This window comes from Thioclava arctica, from assembly GCF_040892615.1.
Lineage (GTDB): Bacteria > Pseudomonadota > Alphaproteobacteria > Rhodobacterales > Rhodobacteraceae > Thioclava > Thioclava arctica.
On the sequence record NZ_JBFRYC010000003.1, the window covers coordinates 418,866 to 435,289 of the forward strand.

The window sequence follows — 16,424 nt, forward strand, 5'->3', positions numbered from 1 at the left end:
ACCACAAGCGCGTAGAATGCAGGGGTCCAATCCATCACGCCACCTCGATCCAGCGGGTCATGCCCGCCGCCGCATGGGCGAGCATGTGACAATGCAACAGCCATTTTCCCGGGTTGTCGGCGATGAAGGCGATCTCTTGGCTCTGGCCCGCCATTGTCAGGATCGTATCGCGCATCGGGCCGAACCGACCCTCGGGCAATACCTCGCGGAAATGCATCCCGTGCAGGTGCATCGCATGGGGAAAGGCGGTGTCGTTGAGCAGGCGCAGCCGCACCGGTTCGCCGCGCGACAGCCGGGCAAAGGGGGCCTCGCCCGGCCCGGCCTGACCTCCCAGCGTCCAGAACTTGCCGCTCTGCATCAGTGAGCGCATCTGACCCATCGCCATCCGCCCCATCGCGCCGCCTTCTATCTTCATCTCAAGTTGGCGCGCCTGCGCTAGATCGGGCAGATCCATGCGCGGGTTGGGCGGCAGCGCCGATGGCGGATCGCGCCGTGCCCGGCTGGCCTGGCCTGCGATTTCGAAACCGATTTGCGCATGCCATTGATCATCATTGCCCAATCGCTCAATCGCGGCCTGTGCGCCCTCGGCCATGACATCGACGATCAGGTCGATGCGTTGCGCAGGTGCAAGGATCAGCTCTTGCGCGACGGGTTGCGGTGTCGGCAAGGGCATCCCGTCCAGCGCTACTTGCCAGCCTGACACCCCGACAAGCCGCAGCACGAAGATCCGAGCATTGGCCGCGTTGATCAGGCGCAAGCGCAACCGTTCGTGGCGCTTGACGGCAAGCCGATGGTTGAAACGCCCGTTCGTGCCGATCAGGTTGCCAAGGCGACCGCCATGGCTGAGATCCATCGGTTGGCTGAAATCCGGGTCGATCTGCGCGGTTTCGGGGTTAAGCAACCAGTCATCCAGCATCAGCACTTCGTCGCGATCGACATCCAGGGCCTCGGGTTCTTCGACGATCAGCGGGCCCGAAAGCCCGCGTGCGACCTGCTCCATCGAGTTGGTATGCGCATGATACCAATAGCTTCCGGCATCGGGCAGCGTGAAGTCGTAGTCAAAACTGTTCCCCGGCGGCACGGCGTCTTGCGTAAGCCCCGCCACACCATCCATCGCATTGTCGATGCGGATACCATGCCAGTGGATCGAGCTGGCCACATCGAGCTTGTTGACGAAACGGCGGCGCAACCGCGCGCCTTGGGGAACGCGCAATTGCGGACCGGGTAGCGCGCCGTCATAGGCCCAGACTTCGGTTTGTGGGTAGCCCTTGGGCGCGATCTGCACGCTTGCGCGCTGCGCGGTCAGAACGACGGGTGCGGTCTGGGCGAAGCCCGCGCGCCATGCCAGCGCGCTTGCGCCCGCTCCGGCAAGAATGGACCGGCGGGTCGGTTTGAAGTTCTGCATCTCAGTTGATCCCGTTGGCGCGCTGCAATTCGCGCACGTAAGTGACGATATTTGCGGTGTCGGCGCGGGTCAGGCCCTCTTGCGGCGGCATGTTTCCAAAGCGCCAGTGATGGGCGCGCACGCCTGCTTGAACCGCAGCGAGAAAGGCCATGTCGCCGTGATGCGAGGGCTCGTAGATCTTGTGCACCAGCGGCGGTCCGAACCCCGCCTTGCCGGTCGCGTTCTTGCCGTGACAGGTGATGCAGGTCGACTCGAAGGCGCGCTTGCCCATGACGGCCTGCGCAGAGAGGGTTTCGGGAAGGCTGATGGCGACAAGCGCAGCGCCTTGTGCAGGCGTCGCGGCCTTTGCCACGGTGGCGGGGTCAGGGCGTAGCGACAGCCAGACGCCCCCGGCGATCGCTGCGACGAGCGCAGCGTAGAGTATGTAGGTCTTCATATAGATATCCAATGCGATCAGACGCGCCTTCGCGGGCGCGAGAAACTGGGTCCGCGCGCGCAGGCGCAGGACGTGCGAACGTTTGATCGATCAGATGCGGGGGGGCGGCAGGTCGAGCTGGGGCTCATGCGCCGGTGGGGCCGGTATGTCGGCGGGCCGCAGCGGCAACGACAGATCGGCTCGGCTCAGAGAGAGCTCGGGCGAAAAGGTGAGAGTGGCCGAGACCAGCATTTCCGCATGCGGACAGGGCATGTCTTGCGCGGGTTGACCCGCGTGATGCCCATCGGGACAGGCCGCGCAATCTGCCATGGTGAGCGCGTCCATCGCGCGGGTATGGGTCATCGCGGCAGCGGGCGCACCCAACTGCGACAGGCCCATCATCGCGACCAGCCCGAACATGAAGATATGCAGCGCCTTGCGCATGTCTGCTCCCGTTTCTCCCTCATCCATATCTGGTGGGCTTGCGCGCGCCTGTCAATCGCCGCGCAGGCCCATCAGTTCGTCAAGGATCGCGCAATCGGGGGCATCGTCGCCGTGACATTGCGCGATGAGCCCTTCAAGCTGCCCCTCCAATGCGGTGAGGGATGCGATCTTTTCGCGCACCGCTTCCAGATTTTGTTGCGCAAGCGCGCGCACGTCGCGGCTTGCGCGGTCCTCGTCGGCGCTCAACGCGAGTAGGCGACGACATTCCTCAAGCGAGAAGCCTAGGTGACGCGCCTGCGCCAAAAGCCGCAACTGCTCGACGCAAGCCGCAGAAAAATCGCGATAGCCATTCGCGCGTCGGTCCGGCGTGACGAGGCCGATTTCCTCGTAATACCGGATGGTCTTGACCGGCAGCCCGGTCTGCGTCGCGGCGGCCCCGATATTCATCTGCACATTCCTCCTGAGCGGCAAGTAAGCCCTCTAGTAGATGGAAGCCAAAGTCACGCTTGCGTGATGCGTGCGGGAACTGGCGGATGCGGCCCGGGGTTGAAGGAAAATACCCGCCACGGGCTTGACCCTCCAGTTACTAGAGGCCCTATCTGGTCAAGCGAAGTTGCCGAAAGGATGAACGGATGACATCGCGCCATCAGCATGACACTGCCGAAACGATCACCCGCGATCCGGTCTGCGGGATGACCGTGGACACGAATGCCGACAAGCCCAGCCATGACCATGATGGGCATCGCTATCATTTCTGCTCGCAAGGGTGTCACGACAAGTTTGTCGCCAAGCCCGAGGAGTACGTCAAAGCGACCGATCCCGTCTGCGGCATGTCAATTGATCGCGCCACGGCCGCGCATATGGCCAAGCTTGATGGCGAGCGGTTCTATTTCTGTTCGTCCGGATGCCAGCACAAGTTCGAGGCGCGCCCTCAAGATTATCTCGGCGTCCGGCCGGCGGCTAAGGCCATGCCGGAAGGGACGCAATATACCTGCCCGATGCATCCCGAGATCGTGCGAGACCATCCCGGCGACTGCCCGAAATGCGGTATGGCGCTGGAGCCGATGAATCCCTCGGCCGATGCTGGCCCGAACCCGGAGTTGGTAGATTTTCGGCGCAGGCTCTGGATCATGGGGCCGCTGGCGGCGGCTGTTTTCGTGCTGGAAATGGGCGCACATATCGGCCTGCCGTTCGCGGATTGGATCGGCCCGAAAGCCTTCCTCTGGCTGCAATTCGTGCTGGCAACGCCCGTGCTGTGGTTCGCGCGCCCGTTCTTCGTGCGGGGTTGGAAATCGGTGGTGAACATCTCGCCCAATATGTGGACGCTGATTTCGCTCGGCACGCTTGCAGCCTACCTGTTCTCGCTTGTGGGCCTTTTGGTGCCGGGTGTTTTCCCGACCGAGATGCTGAACCAGCACGGGATGCCACCCGTCTACTTCGAGGCTTCGGCGGTGATCCTCGTTCTCGTCCTCATCGGGCAGATCATGGAGCTTTCGGCGCGCGAAAAGACCGGCGACGCGATCCGCGCACTTATGGATCTGGCGCCCAAGACCGCGCGCCGGGTGACCGACAGCGGCGAGGAGGACGTGCCGCTCGACGCAGTGCAGGCGGGCGACAAGCTGCGCGTGCGCCCGGGCGAGACCGTGCCGGTAGACGGCGTGATTGCTGATGGGTCGTCGGCCATCGATGAAAGCATGCTCACGGGTGAGCCCGTGCCAGTCGAGAAGGCGCAGGGCGATGCGGTCACGGGCGGTACGCTTAACAAGCAGGGCAGTTTCGTGATGGAAGCGCAGGCGGTGGGCTCGGAGACCACGCTCTCGCGTATCGTCGAAATGGTCGGTAAAGCGCAGCGCTCGCGTGCCCCGATTCAGGGGCTGGCCGACCGCGTGGCGCTTTATTTCGTGCCGGGGGTGGTGCTTTGCGCGGCGCTGGCCTTCATCGTCTGGCTCACCTTCGGCCCCAGTCCAGCGCTGGGTTACGCGACCGTGGCGGCCGTTTCGGTCCTGATCATCGCCTGCCCCTGTGCGCTGGGTCTCGCCACGCCGATGTCGGTGATGGTCGGCACTGGGCGCGGCGCGAGCGCAGGCGTTTTGATCCGCGATGCCGAGGCGCTGGAGCGCTTTGCCAAGGTTGACACGTTGATCGTGGACAAGACCGGCACGCTGACCGAAGGCAAACCCACGCTGACCGACGTGATTGCCGATGGGGTCAGCGAGGAAGAGGTGAAGTCGCTGGCTGCAGCGTTGGAACGTGGCTCGGAGCATCCCCTCGCGGAGGCCATCGTGCAGGGCGCACAGGATGCGCCCAGACTTGAAGCGGAGGGGTTCGAGGCGGTGACCGGCAAGGGCGTTATGGGCCGGGTGGAGAGCGCGCAGATCGCGCTTGGCAACGCCGCTCTGATGGCGCAGATCGGCGCCGATACCGGGGCGCTGGCCGAAACGGTCGAACGCCTTCAGAACGACGGCAAGACAGCAATGTATCTTGCCCGCGATGGCGCGGTGATCGGAGTGATCGCCGTCGCCGATCGGATCAAGGAAACCACCGTCGATGCGATCCGCGCCCTGCATGGCGAAGGGCTGCGCATCATCATGGCCACCGGCGACAGTCAGGGCACAGCGCAGGCGGTCGCGCGCGCGCTGGAGATCGATGAGGTTCATGCCGGCGTCTCGCCCGAAGACAAGGCCGCGCTGGTTGACAAGCTGCGCAAGGACGGCGCCTCGGTCGCAATGGCGGGCGACGGGGTGAACGATGCCCCGGCGCTGGCGGCGGCAGATGTCGGCATCGCGATGGGCACCGGGGCTGATGTCGCAGTGGAAAGCGCGGGGCTGACGCTCGTCAAGGGCGACCTGAACGGCATTGTGCGCGCGCGCCGTCTGGCTGAGGGGGTGATGCGCAATATCCGTCAGAACCTGTTCTTCGCCTTCGCCTACAACACCGCCGGCGTGCCGATCGCGGCAGGCGTGCTGTACCCGGTCTTCGGCGTGCTGCTTTCGCCGGCAATCGCAGCACTCGCGATGAGCTTCTCTTCGGTCTCGGTGATCGCCAACGCGTTGCGGCTGCGCAGGCTGAAATTGTGACGCGGCCGGATCAACATGATAGGCTCATGCAAACTGTTGGAGGTTATATGAAACGCAGTCTCTCCATCCTTGCTCTCGTGGCGGTTCCTGTGCTCGCCCATGCACAGGACATGGACGGTCACGGCATGGACCAAGCAATGGGTGAGGGCCATGCCATGATGTCAGACGATCATGCGATGATGCATGGCGCGGATATAGCCGGGCCTGAGGGGATGATGCCCGGCGTCCAGCCCATGGGTGATGCGCGCACCATCACTGAACCGGGCCAGTCCGCTTTTGCCGCGATCCAAGAAATCGTGGCCCACCTGCTCGCCGATCCCAACACCGACTGGAGCCGCGTCGATATTGAAGTCTTGCGCCAGCACCTGATCGACATGAACAACGTCACCCTTCATGCGCAGGTTCGCGCGCGCGACATCCAAGGCGGCGCTCGCTTCGAGGCAACCTCGGACGATCCTGCGATCACCGCGTCGATCCGGGCGATGGTGCCGGCCCATGTGGCGACGATGAACGGGGTCGAGGGCTGGAAGATGAGCGCCGAGAATATCCCCGGAGGCAGCGCGCTTATAGTGAAAGGGGCGGACGCTCAAAAGATCCGTGCGCTTGGCTTCATCGGCATTTTGACCGTCGGGGCGCATCATCAGGCTCATCACCTCGCGATCGCGAAGGGTGAGGCGATGCACGGTCATTGAGGTTTCGAGGATGTCCGATCTATTTCGGGCCAGGCCAAACGCCGAAAGTTTCAGATCAGTGACTGCTTGGATTCTTGTTGTAGCTTCGAAAACGATTAAACTCAGGGCGGACAAGGCTTGTATCATCGGGCGGCTGCTCAGGGCAGACCATCGTGCTTTCCAGCGTCGTGGTCGACTGGCAGCTTCAAGCTGCTTCCAGACCTTTGCGGCGATCGTCATAAAGGGCTGCTAAGGGTCGGGATCGTCGCTCGCGGCGGTGCATCGCCGTATTGGCAAAGTCGCGCTGCCGTATGACCGCTTGGACCCCAAACCCACAGTGCCTTGCCGCGTGGTCTTGAAAAATCGGATCGCCAAATCGGCAATGTCTGACTCCTTGGGGGACGAAACCGGTCATCCGACAGCCGAGCAAAACAGGCTGTATCAGCATTGGGCCGAAGGTGGGGTGGCCGTATCGATCATTGGCGAGGTGCAAGCCACGCCTATCTACGCTGAAAGGTCCGGCAATCTGATGTTTGACGCAGCTTCTGACCTGTCAAGGTTTCGCGCGCTTGCCGAACTTGGCTCTCAAAACGGCACGCAGTTTTGGCTGCAACTCGGTCACGCCGGGGCGCTTGCATATGTGCCAATCAGCAGCCCTAAGGGGCCAAGCGCCCTCGATTTGCCCGGCCTTCGCTGTGAGGGGATGACACAAGATGAAATCCAACAGATGGCTCTGGATTTCGCAAAGACCGCCAGCTTGGCACAGCAAGCCGGGTTTGGAGGCATGCAGATTCACGCCGCACATGGGTTTTTGCTCAGTCAATTCCTGTCGCCATTGTTCAACACGCGCCGCGATGAATATGGCGGAGCAATCGCCAACCGCATGAGACTGCTCCTTGAAACCATCGAGGCAACGCGTGCGGCAGTCGGTCCTAACTTTCCCATCGCAGTGAAGCTCAACTCTTCAGACCAGCTTGAAGGCGGGCTTGACGAAGAGAATGCTCTTCAATCGTGCGTCGTCTTCGATTCTCCCTCATTTGGCGCAATTTGGTGGGATCGGGCCATTGGGACGCAGGCAGTCGCGAGGGGTGTTGGGTCTCATTGAGCGGGAGGGGATTTCCCGTGAGCTTGTCGCAAAGCGGTCGTTTCGTTCGATCGCGCAAAGCTTGAAACGGTCGCCTTCGACAATCAGCCGAGAAGTTTGAAGCATGCGTTGCAGCGACCCGTTGAAATCGCAGAGGCAGAGCGGACGCATAGTTCATCGCCTGCGCCGAACGCTCCACGGCTCTTATTGGATTAGATAAGGCCCAGCTTTAGGGCGATGGCGACCGCCTCTGCGATGGTTCGCGCCCCGAGCTTTCTACGTAGGTTGGCACTGTGCAAATCGATCGTCGGCATCGCCAGATCGAGGTCGTGGCCCAACTGATCGCGCCTGAGGCCCCGGATCAAACCATGCAGGACATCGCGCTCACGAGGCGTAAGCAGTATTCGTTCCTGCGGAGAGTCGAAAAGATCCTGCATCCCATCGGTGAATTCGGTTGTCGCAATAACAAGCACCTTACGCCCGCCGTCGGTGCGTGGCAGGAAGTTGAGCCGCAGTCTCGGGATGATACGCCCGTCGCTTGCGCGCGTCTGGGCTAGATCCATCGCGCCTGCCTCGCTTTTACGGGCCGCCGTGGCTTTTCCGGCCGTCAAGTGAAAGGCGCTCTGTCCGGTGCCCTGAACCCTAAGCGTGCGCTTGGAATCGACGGCAAGAAGTGGGTGCAACTTGAAGAGACGTTCAGCTTTCCCATTCATCCGAAGAAGGCGGCCCTGATGATCAAGTTCGAAGATCGGCGCATCGTCGAGCAAGCTGCGATCCGCGGCTGCGATTTCGCGGATGCTGGCGCGGTGCAATTCGCGCCGGATCGCGTGGAGCCGACCTAGGTCTTCGACATGGCGATTTATCAGGCTCAGTTCGGTATCCGTGAAATCCCCGGCGGTCTTGCCTTTGTGGAAGGCCGTGGCAACCCGACCGTCGCGCGTGCCTTGTAGCAGGCCGAGGCACCAATACCGATCCAGCCGATTCTTCGTGATGAACTCGTTAAACATCTCGCTTTCTTCGAGTTCTTGCGGGGACACGTAGTTCGAAAGTCGAAATACGCCGGTCCCAACCTTGTCATCCGTGCCTTGCGCCAACCAGGGATCAGGTCCTTCGAATGTGTTGTAATCGAGATTGGCTTCCGCTTGTGTTCCGGCGGTGATTTCCCGGTAGTCCCCCGGGTGGAGCCATATGAATAACGCCGACGGAACGTCGATTTCGCGCGCCAGTCGATTGGGCAGCGTGTTGAACAGTTCGTCATCCAAGGCGGCTTCGTAAATGTCGTGATGCGATAGGGCTTTAGGCATTGGATGAATTTATTCTGTTGCGCGATTTCTGGCTGAGCGGTGGCTCGGGGAACCGCCTTGCTTCCGATAGGAAAACCGTTTCGAAACCAAAGCCAAATCTCCAAGTCGATCGGTTAATATGCCCCGCAGCAGATCGCCTAGGACACCGTGAAACTGGACAGATGAAACTTGTTAACCCTACGCCAAGATGCCCGATTTCTGTCAAAAATCAAGTTTTAGCGACAGGGCGCAATCGACGGAATTGGTTGTATAAAGCGCAACATTCGACTGGGTGCGCCGCACGGTGCAACTGATTTTGGGCGATTGCCCCAAGATTTTCGCCTTTCGCAATGCCACACTCAGACCAAGGCTCGCCGAACGGTCATGGCGGCGTTCGCCTACGATCGGGAAATTGGCATCGTAGCGGCGTTCGCCATAGCTAAGAGAGAGACCACCGCGGAGCCCTTCAAGCAATGGCCGCTCATATCCGATCCGCAATTCGGCACCGCTGTAGCGATGATAGTCGGTGCGCGGCAGGGCACGTTCAAGCCGCACCCCGTAGCTTAAATGTCCTCTCCGCCCCAGCGGGTTCCTGCGTCCAAGGTCAATGCTGTAGCGGGGGCCCGTCAGGTAGGGTTTCTCCAAATAGCTGCTGTATTCTTCAGTGATGCGCAAGAAAGTGCGCCTCCCGTCAACTTGGCGCCAAAATTTCGAAAAACTGATTGCGCGAGTGATGTTGTCCGAGGTTACATCTTGCGCGGCGCCGCCATAACGCCGCTTGCGCAGGGCTGCCTCCAGTGACCAAGGATTTCGGCCGCCGAGATGCTCGTATCTGATCGAGAGCGAGGGCTCTGCGTAACGCAGCGCGGCAGAATGAAACCAAGCTCCCGCATAGGTGGCGCGAAACCGGACACGATGGCCCGGTCGGGGCTGGATGACCCAATCCATATTCATGTCGAACCCGAGCCCGACACCGGAGGTTTCATTCCCGCCATTATCGATAAGGAAGGTGCCGAAATCGGTCACGAGGTAGCGTTCGGAGGCGACGTGATCGACATTGCTGCTCGGCAGGAGCGAGGCCGAGGCGGAGAACCGCAGGGGATGGGCGCGGTCGAGCGCCTGCCAGGCCGCGAGAAGCGCGGGCTCATGCGCCGGATCCTTCGCGAGAGCATAGCGCAGGAAAGCCTCGCTGCGCCGGATTGAGCCGAATTTCGCGAAACTCTTTTGCAGTCCTACCTGTGCAGGAACGTAATTGGGGTGGCGCGCCGCGATTTCTCCGAAAACCACAAGGGCGGTGCCCGGTTTGTCGCGTGAGATCTGTGCGTTCGCGAATGCGAGCCAATCCGAGACGGATTGCTGAGCCTGAACGCGTGTCGGCACGACGACTGTAAGTCCGACGAAGATCGAGACTGTGAGCCAAAGCCATTTTAACGGAAAAACGTTTCGCATCGCGTGCTCAGAAGTCGGTTTGTCGGTCCGAAGGACACCGGGCGCACTGCGCCCGGCCCCCATGTAGACGTGTGTCCCGTCTCAATTTTTGGTCGCGTAGAAAGCACCGCCGACGTCGATACTTGTCGAGCTGTCGCCAGAGTCAGCAATTGTTCCGCTTATATCACCGACGGCGGTCAAGGTGCCCGCATCGTCATAAAAACTGCCGGTCATGTTCAGAGCGACGTCTGTTGGCGTCTCGCCGTCCGACAATGTTCCTGTCGCGGAGGCCGTCAGATCCGTTCCCCCCACGGTCCCGTCCACGGCAAGCGTGCCGTTGACATTGGCGTCTTTGGTCAGGGTCTCGCCGCTGTAGATCCCGAAATCGGAAGCCGTGCCTCTGACCGTTCCCGCATCAAAGTCGACATCCATCGCGAGTTTGCCTATCGCAGTCGTGGTACTGTCCTCGGGATTGATGTCGCTGACGCCCATGTAGCCCGACATCGAAGCCTGCCCCGTCGGAGCCGTCGTGGTCAGTGCCCCACTGGTGATGCGGTCTTCATAGTCGGAATAGGTGGCATCGACGTTCTGTGCCGCTGCCGACGTCAGAGCGCCGGAAGAACCGTTGCTGCTGTTACAAGCGGACAGCGCAAGACAGGCGGCTGAAGCCGCAAGCGCAAATTTTAGAGTCATGAGAAAGCCCTGTTTTGTGATTGGTCCCCACGGCCCGACAGGTCGAGCCGATCACACACATCTCACACCAACGTGCGTGCGCCGCGCAATCTATGAGAAACTATAGGTTTCGCTCGCATCGGTGAGCCCTGTCTCGGTGTCGGGGTGACAAGTAAGCGTCAAGTCGCGACCACCAGAGAACGTGAGCCCAATCGTTAGACTTCCACGCTTTCAGAGATCGCCTGTGCGTCTTCGAGCGCAACGTCAAGGTAACGGATGGTGTTGTTTGTCTTGGGGCATTTAAGAAAGGGCTGAACCGCCCTCAGGTTGTCGGTCTTCCTGTCGATATGCGCCGCACGAGGCAGGCGTATTAACCAGCGGTTTCGTCCCAGTTCGGGCCTTCAGCGCTACGTGAATTATGCATATGCAGCGAAAGACCGGTATGGCGGCCACGTGGCAGTATCTCGGCGTGCAATCAAACGATAGCCCTGGGCCGAAACTTCGAGACAGCCTGAGCAGAAAGGTATTTTTTGCTACGCAAGGTAGGAGCGTCCTCTATGTGCAGAAAAGTCTTGGATACATGCGCGGTTTGCAGCGTCACATCGGCAGGCCTGTCAGGCGTGCAACGAGTTCGGCAGTGTTTCGCGCCCCCAGTTTGGCTTGCAGTTTGGCACGATGTGCCTCGGCAGTGCGCGGCGACAGGTCGAGAGCGCGCGCGATTTCCTTGCTCGTACGACCCTCGGCCAAGAGCGCTGCAACCTGACGCTCGCGGGCTGTGAGGTCCACAACGGGGCGCGATTCGGAGATGTCCGCGAAGCTCCACACCGCACGCTCGAAGGGCGTTTCGGGCGTCAGCGACTGGCCACGCACCCGGCACCAGAAGAGCGAACCGTCGCGCCGCTGCATGATGCGTTCGTCCGCATAACGTCCGGTGGCGCGCATGCGCCGCATCCCGATTTCGCCGATGCGCAGAAATTCTTCGTGCGACGGGTAGAGCAGCGCAAGCGAGCGACGGGGGAGTTCACATTCTGCGTAGCCAAAGGTCTCGCAGAAGCGCGCATTGCAACGCTCGATCACCCGATCGCGGGTCACCGCCAACCCGATCGGCGCATGCGTGAAGGCCAGCACAGCCGCCTCTACGTCCATGGCGTCTTTGTTCATCGTCTTCTCCCGATATCGTAGTTCTACGAATAGAGCGCGCGTGGGTCTCGCGCTAGTCTGCGCCGCGATGGATGCATTTGGGAGGATGACAGCATGGACGCGAAAATCGTCGGCTGGGGGCATACGAAATTCGGCAGGTTTGAGGGCCGGACGTTTGAGAATCTGGTTCTCGAAGCAGGCGCTGCAGCGCTCAATCACGCGGGGATCGATCCCGCTGAGATCGACGCGATCTGGCTGGGCCATTTCAATTCCGGGCTCGTGCCCGACGGATTCGCGAGCTCCCTCGCGCTGGGTCTGGATGACGCGCTGCGCTTCAAACCCGCGACCCGGGTCGAGAATGCCTGCGCCTCGGGATCTGCCGCGATCTACGCCGCGCGCGACGCGATCCGATCTGGACGGGTCAAGGCCGCACTGGTCATCGGGGCCGAGAAGATGACCGCGAAGGACACAGCCGGCGTGACGGAGGCTCTGGCGGGCGCGTCCTATCAAGCGGAAGAAGCTGGCGTCTCTTTCCCGCAGATATTCGCGCGCTTCGCGACTGCCTATTTTCAGACCTATGGCGATCGGTCTTCAGCGCTTGCCCGGATCGCGGCGAAGAACCATGCCAACGCGCTCGCCAACCCAATGGCGCAGATGCGCAAGGACGTAGGCTTTGAGTTCTGCAACACCGTCAGCGAGAAGAACCCGATGATCGCAGCGCCCCTTCGGATGACCGATTGCTCGCTGATCTCGGACGGGGCAGCAGCGTTGATCATGGTCGCAGACGATCGCGCAGGCGATTTCGCCAATTCCATCGCCTTCCGCGCCGCCGAGCAGGTCAACGACTACCTGCCGATGTCGCGGCGCGATCTGCTGGCCTTCGAGGGACCGGCGGAGGCCTTTCGCCGCGCCTATGCCAAGGCAGGTCTCGAGGTCGGAGACCTTTCCTTCGCCGAAGTTCATGACTGCTTCACCATCGCCGAACTTCTCGTCTACGAGGCGATGGGGCTGGTGCCTCGGGGCGCTGGCGCGCGCGCCATCGATGAGGGCATGGTCAATCGCGACGGGCGCTTGCCGGTGAATCTCTCGGGCGGTCTCAAGGCCAAGGGGCACCCCGTCGGCGCCACCGGAGTCTCGATGCATGTGTTGGCGGCGATGCAACTCACCGGGCAAGCGGGCGAAATGCAGCTGCCGGGGGCGGAACTGGGCTGCGTCTTCAACATGGGCGGCTCGGGTGTTGCCAATTACTGCTCGATCCTCGAAGCGGAGCGCGCGGCATGAACCCGGCTGAATGGCTTGTGCGCAGCGCGATCCGCCGCCCGGCAGCCCCCGCACTTCTCTGTGGCGACGAGGTGCGCGCCGATTACGCAACCTTCGCCGACCATGCGGCGCGGATCGGCGCCGGACTGGCGGAACGAGGTATCGTGCCGGGCGATCGCGTTGCTCTTTTCATGAAAAACCGCATCGAATATCTTGAGGCGCTTTACGGGGCGTGGTTCGCGGGCGCGGTGGTCGTGCCGATCAACGCGAAGCTCCACCCGCGTGAGGCCGAATGGATCATCGAGGCCTCTAGCGCAAAGCTTACCTTTGTATCTCCCGATACGGGCGCGGATCTGCGCGCCGAGACGATCGACATCGCCGGCGAGGCTTATTCCGAACTGCTGGGTCACGCGCCGTTGCGCGCCCCGGTTGAGGTGGCATCGGATCAGACGATCTGGCTCTTCTATACTTCAGGCACCACCGGTCGACCCAAGGGGGTGCAGATCACCTCGGCCAATATCCAGGCGATGTGCCTGGGCTATTTCGCCGATGTCGACAGCGTCGCAGAGCAGGACGCGATCCTCTACGCTGCACCGATGTCGCATGGCGCGGGGCTCTACAACTTCATGCACGTCATACGGGGCGCGCGTCACGTCGTGCCGCAATCAGGTGGCTTTGAAGCTGACGAGATTCTAGACCTCGCCCCGAAGCTTGACCATGTCTCGATGTTCGCCGCCCCCACGATGATCCGTCGGCTGGTCGATCACGCCAAGGCGGCCGGTCAGACGGGCGATGGGATCAAGACGATCGTCTATGGCGGCGGGCCGATGTATCTCGCCGATATCGTCGAGGCGGTCGCGGTGATGGGGCCCCGCTTCGTCCAGATCTACGGTCAGGGCGAAAGTCCGATGACGATCACTGCCCTGTCGCGCGATCTCGTGGCTGACCGCAGTCATCCGCGCTGGCGCGAACGGTTGGCTTCGGTCGGTCAGGCGCAAAGCCCGGTCTCTGTACGCATCGCGGATGCCGAGGGTCGGACTTTGCCACCGGGCGAGACAGGGGAAATCCTTGTGCGCGGCGCGGCGGTAATGGCCGGCTACTGGCAGAACCCCGAGGCAAGCGCGAACGCGATCCGGGATGGGTGGCTCTGGACGGGCGACCTTGGCGCGATGGATGCGGATGGCTTCGTCACGCTGCAGGATCGTTCAAAGGACGTCATCATTTCCGGCGGCACCAATATCTATCCGCGTGAGGTCGAGGAGGCGCTCTTGCTGCATCCTTGCGTTCACGAGGTGGCGGTGGTCGGCATGCCCGACCCCGAATGGGGCGAGAGCGTCGTGGCCTTTGTCACTCCCGCGCCGGGTGCAGAGATCGACCCCACGGCGCTCGACCAGCATTGCTGCGAAACCATCGCCCGGTTCAAGCGCCCCAAGGCGTATCGCGTGGTCGCGCAACTACCAAAGAACAACTACGGCAAGGTGTTGAAAACCGAGCTGAGACAGAAATTGAAGGAGGAGGAATGATGTCGAGACTGGATGGAAAGACAGCGCTCGTGACCGGCTCGGTGCAGGGCATCGGCCTTGCGATCGCCGAAGCCCTCGCCGGTGCCGGGGCGCGCATCGCGCTGCACGGTCTGGCCGATGATGCCCAAGTCGCCGAGGCGACTGCGACGCTGAAAGAGGCTGGTGCGCCAGAGGTGCGCTTTTTCGATGCCGACATGGCGGACCCTGCGGCCATCGACGCGATGATGGACGGCGTGGCGGGCTGGGGTGGGGCCGATATCCTCGTGAACAACGCGGGTATCCAGCGCACGGCGAGCCTCGCCGAAGCGACCCCCGAGATCTGGAACGCGGTGCTGGCCGTGAACCTCTCGGGCTCGTTTCACACGATGCGCCGGGCGCTGCCTTCAATGGCAGAGCGCGGTTATGGTCGTGTCGTCAATATCGCCTCTGTCCACGGTCTCGTGGCCTCGGTCAACAAGGCTCCCTATGTCGCATCGAAATTCGGTCTGGTCGGCATGAGCCGGGTCGCGGCGCTGGAATACGCGACGGCAGGGTCGAAATCCACCGGCGGGGTGACGGTCAACTGCATCTGCCCTGGCTGGACCGAAACCGCCATTCTCGCCCCCCAGATCGAGGAACGCGCGGCGGCTCATGACGGCGACCGCGCGGCCGGGATTGCGGATCTACTTGCGGAGAAACAACCCTCGCGGCGAACCTCGGACCCTGCAGAGATCGGGGCACTCGCGCTATGGCTCTGCGCGCCGATCGCGCACAACGTGACCGGAACGTCTATCCCGGTCGATGGCGGGTGGACCGCGCAATAGAGGGCAAGGGAGACCATTGCGGCCATGCATGTCATGTTCATCATCGGCAACGCACCTGTCCGGAATAGCCACTTCTGGACAGGCCCTCGGCCTTTCGCTTTCCTTCCTGAGCATGATGTCAACTTTCTTGATCGAAGCCCACGGCTTGAGTTCGGCCCAGGCGGGAAACGCCACCGGTTTGGTCGCGCGCGTCAGCATCGCGGGCAGCCTCGTCTACGGCCTGCTGGCGGATCGGGTGAAGCCAACCACGCTCGTTCTCACCGCCGCCGCCCTGCTGATCGCAAGCGCGCTGCCCGCTTTCGAGCCCGGCTTCGGTTTCGGCGTCGGCAGTCCCCCGTCTCGTGCCGTATTCGGCCCAGATTGGACCCGCAAATGGGCTTGTCGCACAGTTAGGTAGCATCGGGGCCTTCACGCTGACCATCGTCGGGCACCCATTGGCCGCGTCGAATTTCATCTAACAACAAGCCCGGTAGTGGCGGTCGCACGGACTCAGAACGATAATCAGCAAGGGAGCAAGAACATTGAAGGAGACATCACTGCAACCCACACCGGATGCGAAATCCCCGGCCGGGGCGAACATCCGCTTCATCATGGATGGGACCACGGGCAACATGATCCATAGCACGGTGCCACCAAGCCAAATCAACAGGGCCTGGTTCATGCCACCGTCAGCGAATTCTGGTTCGTCCTCGAAGGTGAAGGCGAGATCTGGCGACGAGACAGGACCGAAGAGAGGATCACACCGTTGCGTCCGGGCGTGTCGATCGACATTCCTATCGGCACGGCCTTCCAGTATCGCAATGTGGGAGATCAGCCGTTGACGTTTATCTGCGTGACCATGCCGCCTTGGCCGGGTGACCACGAGGCGACCCACTTGGAGGGGGCGTGGGCGCCAACGGTGTAGGCAACAGGCTGCCTCACTCAGCTGGGGAGCGAGAAGCGCCGATCCCAAGCCTTCCGGCGCAAAAAACCAGAGGTCCAGTTGGTCCGCGCTGACGTCATCGGTACAGCGCGCGGCGAAGGCCCGCACTGAGCCCATACTGCTGGATGCTGCTTCCGCCACCAACATCAGCCATGCGCAGAAAGCGGAGTTTGCCAAGTCTTTTCCTCGGGAGACTGCCAGGCCAGCAGCAGGCGGCCAGATGGCAATGGAGTGTTTTTGGACACGAGCCGCAAGATGTCGTTAGTTTGATATTTGACGGCGAGCCTGTGGAGCCTC

At 61.9% G+C, this 16,424-nt stretch carries 15 protein-coding genes and 2 pseudogenes; 9 read left to right on the forward strand and 8 right to left on the reverse strand.

The features are described 5' to 3' along the window. Positions 1-34: 34 nt before the first annotated feature. From AB4874_RS07645 to AB4874_RS07660, 4 genes are all read right to left on the reverse strand, one after another. Positions 35-1,405, reverse strand: coding sequence for a multicopper oxidase family protein (locus AB4874_RS07645; protein WP_368391534.1), 1,371 nt, complete (start codon positions 1,403-1,405; stop codon positions 35-37). A gap of 1 nt (position 1,406) precedes the next feature. After that, complete coding sequence (locus AB4874_RS07650; protein ID WP_368391535.1) at positions 1,407-1,841, reverse strand: c-type cytochrome; 435 nt, start codon at positions 1,839-1,841, stop codon at positions 1,407-1,409. Between the two features lie 90 nt (positions 1,842-1,931). Further along, positions 1,932-2,264, reverse strand: coding sequence for a hypothetical protein (locus AB4874_RS07655; RefSeq protein WP_368391536.1), 333 nt, complete (start codon positions 2,262-2,264; stop codon positions 1,932-1,934). Positions 2,265-2,315: 51 nt separating this feature from the next. Then, positions 2,316-2,711, reverse strand: coding sequence for a MerR family transcriptional regulator (locus AB4874_RS07660; RefSeq protein WP_368391537.1), 396 nt, complete (start codon positions 2,709-2,711; stop codon positions 2,316-2,318). Between the two features lie 185 nt (positions 2,712-2,896). On the opposite strand from AB4874_RS07660, the gene AB4874_RS07665 reads away from it, so the two are divergent. From AB4874_RS07665 to AB4874_RS20040, 4 genes and pseudogenes are all read left to right on the forward strand, one after another. Beyond that, a complete protein-coding gene (locus AB4874_RS07665) occupies positions 2,897-5,341 on the forward strand; it encodes a heavy metal translocating P-type ATPase (protein ID WP_368391538.1) in 2,445 nt (814 codons plus the stop codon). A gap of 47 nt (positions 5,342-5,388) precedes the next feature. Then, complete coding sequence (locus AB4874_RS07670) at positions 5,389-6,033, forward strand: hypothetical protein (RefSeq protein WP_368391539.1); 645 nt, start codon at positions 5,389-5,391, stop codon at positions 6,031-6,033. A 361-nt stretch (positions 6,034-6,394) separates the two neighbouring features. Continuing rightward, a pseudogene (locus AB4874_RS07675) lies at positions 6,395-6,979 on the forward strand (oxidoreductase); the annotation flags it as partial. 37 nt (positions 6,980-7,016) lie between these two features. Further along, a pseudogene (locus tag AB4874_RS20040) lies at positions 7,017-7,214 on the forward strand (helix-turn-helix domain-containing protein); the annotation flags it as partial. Positions 7,215-7,308: 94 nt separating this feature from the next. Here AB4874_RS20040 and AB4874_RS07685 read toward each other — a convergent pair. From AB4874_RS07685 to AB4874_RS07700, 4 genes are all read right to left on the reverse strand, one after another. After that, the gene (locus tag AB4874_RS07685) at positions 7,309-8,358 is read right to left on the reverse strand and encodes a LuxR C-terminal-related transcriptional regulator (protein ID WP_368391542.1); all 1,050 of its coding nucleotides are present in this window, start codon (positions 8,356-8,358) and stop codon (positions 7,309-7,311) included. Between the two features lie 243 nt (positions 8,359-8,601). Further along, positions 8,602-9,828 (reverse strand): surface lipoprotein assembly modifier, encoded by a 1,227-nt coding sequence (locus AB4874_RS07690; RefSeq protein WP_368391543.1) that lies wholly within the window; start codon positions 9,826-9,828, stop codon positions 8,602-8,604. Between the two features lie 81 nt (positions 9,829-9,909). Continuing rightward, the gene (locus AB4874_RS07695) at positions 9,910-10,500 is read right to left on the reverse strand and encodes a hypothetical protein (protein WP_368391544.1); all 591 of its coding nucleotides are present in this window, start codon (positions 10,498-10,500) and stop codon (positions 9,910-9,912) included. A gap of 576 nt (positions 10,501-11,076) precedes the next feature. Then, positions 11,077-11,640, reverse strand: coding sequence for a LuxR C-terminal-related transcriptional regulator (locus AB4874_RS07700; RefSeq protein ID WP_368391545.1), 564 nt, complete (start codon positions 11,638-11,640; stop codon positions 11,077-11,079). Positions 11,641-11,733: 93 nt separating this feature from the next. Here AB4874_RS07700 and AB4874_RS07705 point away from each other — a divergent pair, with 93 nt between their 5' ends. The 5 genes from AB4874_RS07705 (at position 11,734) to AB4874_RS07725 (ending at position 16,109) form a co-directional block, all read left to right on the forward strand. Next, positions 11,734-12,900: an acetyl-CoA acetyltransferase gene (locus tag AB4874_RS07705; protein WP_368391546.1), complete on the forward strand. Its 1,167-nt coding sequence runs from the start codon at positions 11,734-11,736 to the stop codon at positions 12,898-12,900. Next, positions 12,897-14,402, forward strand: a complete 1,506-nt coding sequence (locus tag AB4874_RS07710; protein WP_368391547.1) for a class I adenylate-forming enzyme family protein — start codon at positions 12,897-12,899, stop codon at positions 14,400-14,402. The genes AB4874_RS07705 and AB4874_RS07710 overlap by 4 nt, the downstream gene beginning before the upstream one ends. After that, positions 14,402-15,205 (forward strand): 3-hydroxybutyrate dehydrogenase, encoded by an 804-nt coding sequence (locus tag AB4874_RS07715; RefSeq protein WP_368391548.1) that lies wholly within the window; start codon positions 14,402-14,404, stop codon positions 15,203-15,205. The genes AB4874_RS07710 and AB4874_RS07715 overlap by 1 nt, the downstream gene beginning before the upstream one ends. Positions 15,206-15,332: 127 nt before the next feature. Next, entirely contained in the window at positions 15,333-15,602 is a 270-nt protein-coding gene (locus tag AB4874_RS07720; RefSeq protein ID WP_368391549.1) for a hypothetical protein, read from the forward strand. 255 nt (positions 15,603-15,857) lie between these two features. Further along, positions 15,858-16,109: a cupin domain-containing protein gene (locus tag AB4874_RS07725; protein ID WP_368391643.1), complete on the forward strand. Its 252-nt coding sequence runs from the start codon at positions 15,858-15,860 to the stop codon at positions 16,107-16,109. Positions 16,110-16,424: the final 315 nt, after the last annotated feature.

Excerpts from the sequence above, each read along its gene's own strand:
- AB4874_RS07665 (WP_368391538.1), top strand. The coding sequence starts at position 2,897 with ATGACATCGCGCCATCAGCATGACACTGCCGAAACGATCACCCGCGAT.
- AB4874_RS07700 (WP_368391545.1), bottom strand. The coding sequence starts at position 11,640 with ATGAACAAAGACGCCATGGACGTAGAGGCGGCTGTGCTGGCCTTCACG.
- AB4874_RS07670 (WP_368391539.1), top strand. The coding sequence starts at position 5,389 with ATGAAACGCAGTCTCTCCATCCTTGCTCTCGTGGCGGTTCCTGTGCTC.
- AB4874_RS07710 (WP_368391547.1), top strand. The coding sequence starts at position 12,897 with ATGAACCCGGCTGAATGGCTTGTGCGCAGCGCGATCCGCCGCCCGGCA.
- AB4874_RS07715 (WP_368391548.1), top strand. The coding sequence starts at position 14,402 with ATGTCGAGACTGGATGGAAAGACAGCGCTCGTGACCGGCTCGGTGCAG.
- AB4874_RS07645 (WP_368391534.1), bottom strand. The coding sequence starts at position 1,405 with ATGCAGAACTTCAAACCGACCCGCCGGTCCATTCTTGCCGGAGCGGGC.
- AB4874_RS07655 (WP_368391536.1), bottom strand. The coding sequence starts at position 2,264 with ATGCGCAAGGCGCTGCATATCTTCATGTTCGGGCTGGTCGCGATGATG.
- AB4874_RS07660 (WP_368391537.1), bottom strand. The coding sequence starts at position 2,711 with ATGAATATCGGGGCCGCCGCGACGCAGACCGGGCTGCCGGTCAAGACC.
- AB4874_RS07690 (WP_368391543.1), bottom strand. The coding sequence starts at position 9,828 with ATGCGAAACGTTTTTCCGTTAAAATGGCTTTGGCTCACAGTCTCGATC.
- AB4874_RS07650 (WP_368391535.1), bottom strand. The coding sequence starts at position 1,841 with ATGAAGACCTACATACTCTACGCTGCGCTCGTCGCAGCGATCGCCGGG.
- AB4874_RS07695 (WP_368391544.1), bottom strand. The coding sequence starts at position 10,500 with ATGACTCTAAAATTTGCGCTTGCGGCTTCAGCCGCCTGTCTTGCGCTG.
- AB4874_RS07705 (WP_368391546.1), top strand. The coding sequence starts at position 11,734 with ATGGACGCGAAAATCGTCGGCTGGGGGCATACGAAATTCGGCAGGTTT.